This is a genomic window from Mesorhizobium sp. M4A.F.Ca.ET.022.05.2.1 (assembly GCF_003998845.1).
Lineage (GTDB): Bacteria > Pseudomonadota > Alphaproteobacteria > Rhizobiales > Rhizobiaceae > Mesorhizobium.
This window is the reverse complement of sequence record NZ_RZOJ01000471.1, coordinates 1-4,468: the sequence shown is the minus strand read 5'-3', so window position 1 is coordinate 4,468 and position 4,468 is coordinate 1. Positions and strand designations below refer to the sequence as shown.

At 64.4% G+C, this 4,468-nt stretch carries 5 protein-coding genes; 3 read left to right on the top strand and 2 right to left on the bottom strand.

Annotated elements, in window-relative coordinates; translation table 11 throughout:
* Together EN745_RS30760 and pcaQ are read right to left on the bottom strand one after the other, a co-directional pair.
* A partial coding sequence (locus EN745_RS30760) for an ABC transporter substrate-binding protein (protein WP_189363211.1) occupies positions 1 to 1,280 on the bottom strand: 1,280 nt, incomplete at its 3' end.
* A gap of 183 nt (positions 1,281 to 1,463) precedes the next feature.
* Positions 1,464 to 2,381 (bottom strand): pca operon transcription factor PcaQ, encoded by a 918-nt coding sequence (gene pcaQ, locus EN745_RS30755; RefSeq protein ID WP_127422985.1) that lies wholly within the window; start codon positions 2,379 to 2,381, stop codon positions 1,464 to 1,466.
* A gap of 92 nt (positions 2,382 to 2,473) precedes the next feature.
* Here pcaQ and pcaD point away from each other — a divergent pair, with 92 nt between their 5' ends.
* From pcaD to pcaH, 3 genes are read left to right on the top strand one after another with little or no spacing between them, the layout of a single operon-like run.
* Positions 2,474 to 3,283, top strand: coding sequence for a 3-oxoadipate enol-lactonase (gene pcaD, locus EN745_RS30750; RefSeq protein ID WP_127422984.1), 810 nt, complete (start codon positions 2,474 to 2,476; stop codon positions 3,281 to 3,283).
* Positions 3,276 to 3,680: a 4-carboxymuconolactone decarboxylase gene (gene pcaC, locus EN745_RS30745; RefSeq protein WP_126058989.1), complete on the top strand. Its 405-nt coding sequence runs from the start codon at positions 3,276 to 3,278 to the stop codon at positions 3,678 to 3,680. Before pcaD ends, pcaC begins: the two co-directional genes overlap by 8 nt.
* On the top strand, positions 3,667 to 4,425 hold the full coding sequence (gene pcaH, locus EN745_RS30740) for a protocatechuate 3,4-dioxygenase subunit beta (RefSeq protein ID WP_127422983.1): 759 nt from the start codon (positions 3,667 to 3,669) through the stop codon (positions 4,423 to 4,425). Before pcaC ends, pcaH begins: the two co-directional genes overlap by 14 nt.
* Positions 4,426 to 4,468 lie beyond the last annotated feature (43 nt).

Here is a 4,468-nt window from a genome sequence, read left to right as displayed (position 1 = left end):
ACCTTCGGGTCGGTGGCGTTTTCGGTCACGACATAGTCGAGCGTGAATTTGCTGCCTTCCTTCGCCGCCACCCACTGCGTGCCGATGATCGGGCCGGGCGAGACGTTGGCGACGGGGCCGCTGGTGAAATCGACCTTGCCGATCATCGTCTCGGTGTTGAGCGCGCTCAGCGCCTTGGCGACCGCCGCCTTGTCCTTGGCGTCGGTGCTGGACTTCAGCGCTTCGAAGCCGGCGTCGAGCAGCGACATCGTGGCGCCGAGCTGCTGCGTCCACTGCTTGCCGCTCGTCGCTTCGTAGCCGTCGGCCAGCTCGGTCCCGGAAACACCGGTCAGCGGCGACTTGTAGGGGAAGGCCTTGTGCCAGTAAGCGGCGCTCGCAATCTTCATGCCGAGGTCGCCGAGCGCCTCGATGTCGGACGGGAACAGGCCGGTCTTGGCGACCTGGGCGATCTTGATCTGCCGGGTCAGGCCCTGCTGCGCCGCCTGACGCCAGAACGCGGCGAAATCCGGCGGGATCGGGAAGGAGTTGAAGATCTCGACGCCTTCCTGCTTGAACAGCGCAATCTGCGAGGAATAGTCGGTGGTGCCGGTCTCGTAGGCGCCGGGGTCGACGATGGTGAAGCCCTGCTTGGCGAGCAGCGGCGCAAGATGGGCACGGATAGCGTTGCCGTCGGCGTCGTTCGGATACATGACGCCGACCTTCTTGTTGGTCTCGATCAGAGTCCACTGCGAGACATAGGCCTTGAAGAACTCGTCGACGCCGAAGCCGAAATGATAGGTCCATTTGAACGGCGAAGGCTGGTCCGGCTTGGCGCCGCGGCCGAAATACCAGGCTTCCCAAGGCATGACCGTCGACAGGCAAGGTACGCCGGCCGCTTCGCAGGCGTCGGCCACCGGGTTGATTACCTCAGGCGTGGACACCGCGAGCATCAGGTCGATGGCCTGGTTGTTTATCAGGTCCTTGGCGAGTTGGCCGGCGCGCGAGGGGTCCGACTGCGTGTCCTGGTCGAGGATCTCGACGCTGTATTTCTTGCCGCCGAGCTCGATGCCATTGGCGAGCGCCTTTCGGGCCAGGTCGAGCACATAGCCGTCGGTCTCGCCGAAACCGCCGAGAGGCCCGGTGCGCGGGCTGACGAAGCCGACCTTCAGGGTGTCCGCGGCCTGCGCGAAGGCCTTGCCGCGGCCGAGCGCAAGGGCCGCGCCGCCGGCCACCAAAGTGGCAATGAACTGGCGCCGCGACATGCCGGCGATAACGGGTTTGCTGCCGATAGTCTCAGTCATCTGCTCCTCCCTCAGTGGCCGCCCCACGCGGGCCGCAACCGGTTTTCCGGGTGCCGCCAGCCGGGGCTCGCCTTTGATCCTCCACGGTCACATTGCACTAGCGGTTTGGTTCGGTAAAATGATATTTTGCGGTGTTTCATTAACCCGTAGGTTACGAAAAGACACGCCGAACGGAGTCCGTTGTCAGGCGCTATGCCGTGCCGCTTCGCGGATCGTTTGCAGCAGGATGGAAAAGGCCGGAGAGGGAGCAGTGTCGGTGCGCATGGTCAGGCCGACCGGTCCCTTGGTCTCCTCGGTGTCGACTGGCAAGGCGACGAAGGCGCCGCTGGCGATCTCGTTGGCGACGACGCCGGCCGAGATGATCCAGACCGCATTGCTCTGGCGCATGAAGGAACGTCCGAAGGAATCCGAGACGGTCTCGATCTCGGTTTTGGGCGCGGTCATGCCATTGGTGATGAACAGGCGGTCGACGAAGGGACGGATGACGGATTCCCTGGTTGGCATCAGCACGGGGAACTCATCGAGGCGGGCGAAGATGTCGGCTCCCGGCTCCAGCAGCGGGTGCCCGTCCCGCACCACGAACAGCACCTGCTCGGAATAGAGATGCTCGAAGAAGAAGCCGGTCATGTTCTCTGGAGCGGCGAGACGGCCGACAACGAGGTCGAGCGCGCCGACGCGCAGCTGCTCGAGCAGCACCGCGTTCTCGCCGGTGACGATCTTGATGGCGGCACCCGTGTTCTCGCTCAGGAACAGGCTCATCGCCAGCGGCATCACCCGCGCCGATACGGTCGGCAAGGCGCCGATGCGGATCGGATGGCGATTGATTGCGCCGTCCTGGCGGACGGAATCGACGCCGCGCTTCAGTGCCGTGATCGCCGTGCCGGCATGGCCGAGGAAGATCTCGCCGAGCCGCGTGACGCGGATGCCGCGGCCGTCGCGTTCGACGACGGCGATGCCGAGCGCCTCTTCCAGCTCGCGCAATGTCTTGGTCACGGCCGGCGCGCTGACATGCAGGAATTCGGCCGCCCTTGCCACGCTGCCTTGCCGCGCCACTTCGAGAAACGCTTGCAGGTGTCGGAAGCGGATGCGGCTTTCGGCCATGGTTCGATAACCTCGGAGTTAATGAAACGCCGCAAAATATCATTTTACCGAACCAAATACCTAGTGCAAGCTAACATCGGAGGATCGAAATCGTGCCATTCGTCAGCATTGGCGGCGTTACGCTGCACCACCGCTACAGGCCGGGGACTGGCAATGCGTGCCCGATCATATTCATGAATTCGCTGGGGACCGACTTCCGGATCTGGGACGAAATTGTCTCGCTGCTCGGCGATGAAATGCCGACGCTCGTCTATGACAAGCGCGGGCACGGGCTGTCCGACATCGGCGGCGTCAGCTCGATCGACGATCATGTCGATGACCTCTGCGGCCTCGTCGATCACTTCGGCCTGGCCAAGGTCGTGCTGTGCGGCCTGTCGGTCGGCGGCCTGATCGCGCAGGGGTTCTATGCGCGGCGCCCCGAAAGCGTCGAGGCCCTCATCCTGAGCGATACGGCGCACAAGATCGGCACGGCCGACAGCTGGAACACACGCATCGCGACGGTCGAAAGCAAAGGCATCCAGGAGATTGCCGACGCCGTGCTCAAGCTGTGGTTCACCCCTGCCTTCCACGCGGAGCGTTCCACCGATCTCGACGGCTGCTGGAACATGCTGACCAGGCAGCCGCTCGCCGGCTATATCGGCACCTGCGCCGCCGTGCGCGATGCTGACTTCACCGAGGCCGCGCGCCGCATCGCGGTGCCCACGCTCTGCATCGTCGGTGACCAGGACGGCTCGACGCCGCCCGATCTCGTGCGCTCGCTTGCCGATCTCATCCCTGGCGCGCGCTTCGAGGTGATCCGCAATGCCGGCCACATTCCCTGCGTCGAGCAGCCCGGGCCGTTTACCGGGCTGATCCGCGATTTCGTCGCATCGCTTCCCAGCGGAAAGCAAATCCATGGATGACATTTCCAAGAACACAACCCGATACCGGACCGGACTTGAGGTCCGGCGATCCGTGCTCGGCGATTCCCATGTCGACCGGGCCGAGGATGCGGCCACCGATTTCGACCGGCCGTTTCAGCACCTGATCACCGAAGCCGCGTGGGGAACGGTGTGGGCGCGGCCGGGCTGGTCGAAGCGCGAGCGCTCGATCGTGACGCTGGCGCTGCTTGCGGCACTCGGCCATGACGAGGAGGTGGCCATGCATGTACGCGCCACCGCCAACACCGGCGCATCGCGGGACGATATCTGCGAGGCTTTTCTGCATGTCGCGATCTATGCCGGCGTACCGGCCGCAAACCGCGCCTTCAGGATCGCCAAGGAGGTGTTCGCGCAGATGGACGAGAATGCCCATGCCTGAGTCGGGCTCCAACCGGGCGCCGGAGACCGGCGCCTTCTTCCAGCGCGATCGCCTTTGGCATCCGCCGGCTTTCACGCCAGGCTACAAGAGTTCGGTGCTGCGCTCGCCGCAAAAGGCACTGCTTTCCTTCGACAACACGCTGTCCGAACTCACCGGCCCGGTGTTCGGGCACGCCATGCTCGGCGAGTACGACAACGACCTGATTCACAATTTCGCCCAGCCAGGCGAGAGCGCCATCGGCGAGCGCATCATCGTGCATGGGCGGGTGCTCGACGAACGGGGCAAGGTTGTGCCGGGCGTTCTGCTCGAATTCTGGCAGGCGAATGCCGGCGGCCGCTACCGCCACAAGAAGGACGGCTATCTGGCGCCGCTCGATCCGAATTTCGGCGGCTGCGGCCGCACCATCACCGGCGACGACGGCGGCTATGTATTCCGCACCGTCAGGCCCGGGCCCTATCCGTGGCCGAACGGTCCGAACGACTGGCGGCCTGCCCATATCCATTTTTCGGTGTTCGGCCATGGCTTCGCGCAGCGGCTGATCACCCAGATGTATTTCGAAGGCGATCCGCTGATCTGGCGCTGCCCGATCGTCGGCGGCATTTCCGACAAGGCAGCCATCGAAGCGCTGATTGCTACCCTCGACATGCAGTCGACGATCCCGATGGACGCGCTCGCCTACAAGTTCGATATCGTGCTGCGCGGACGTCGCTCGACGCTGTTCGAGAACAGGCCGGAGGGCAATTGATGGCGCAATCGCTCGACCGGCTGAAGGAAAGCCCTTCGCAGAC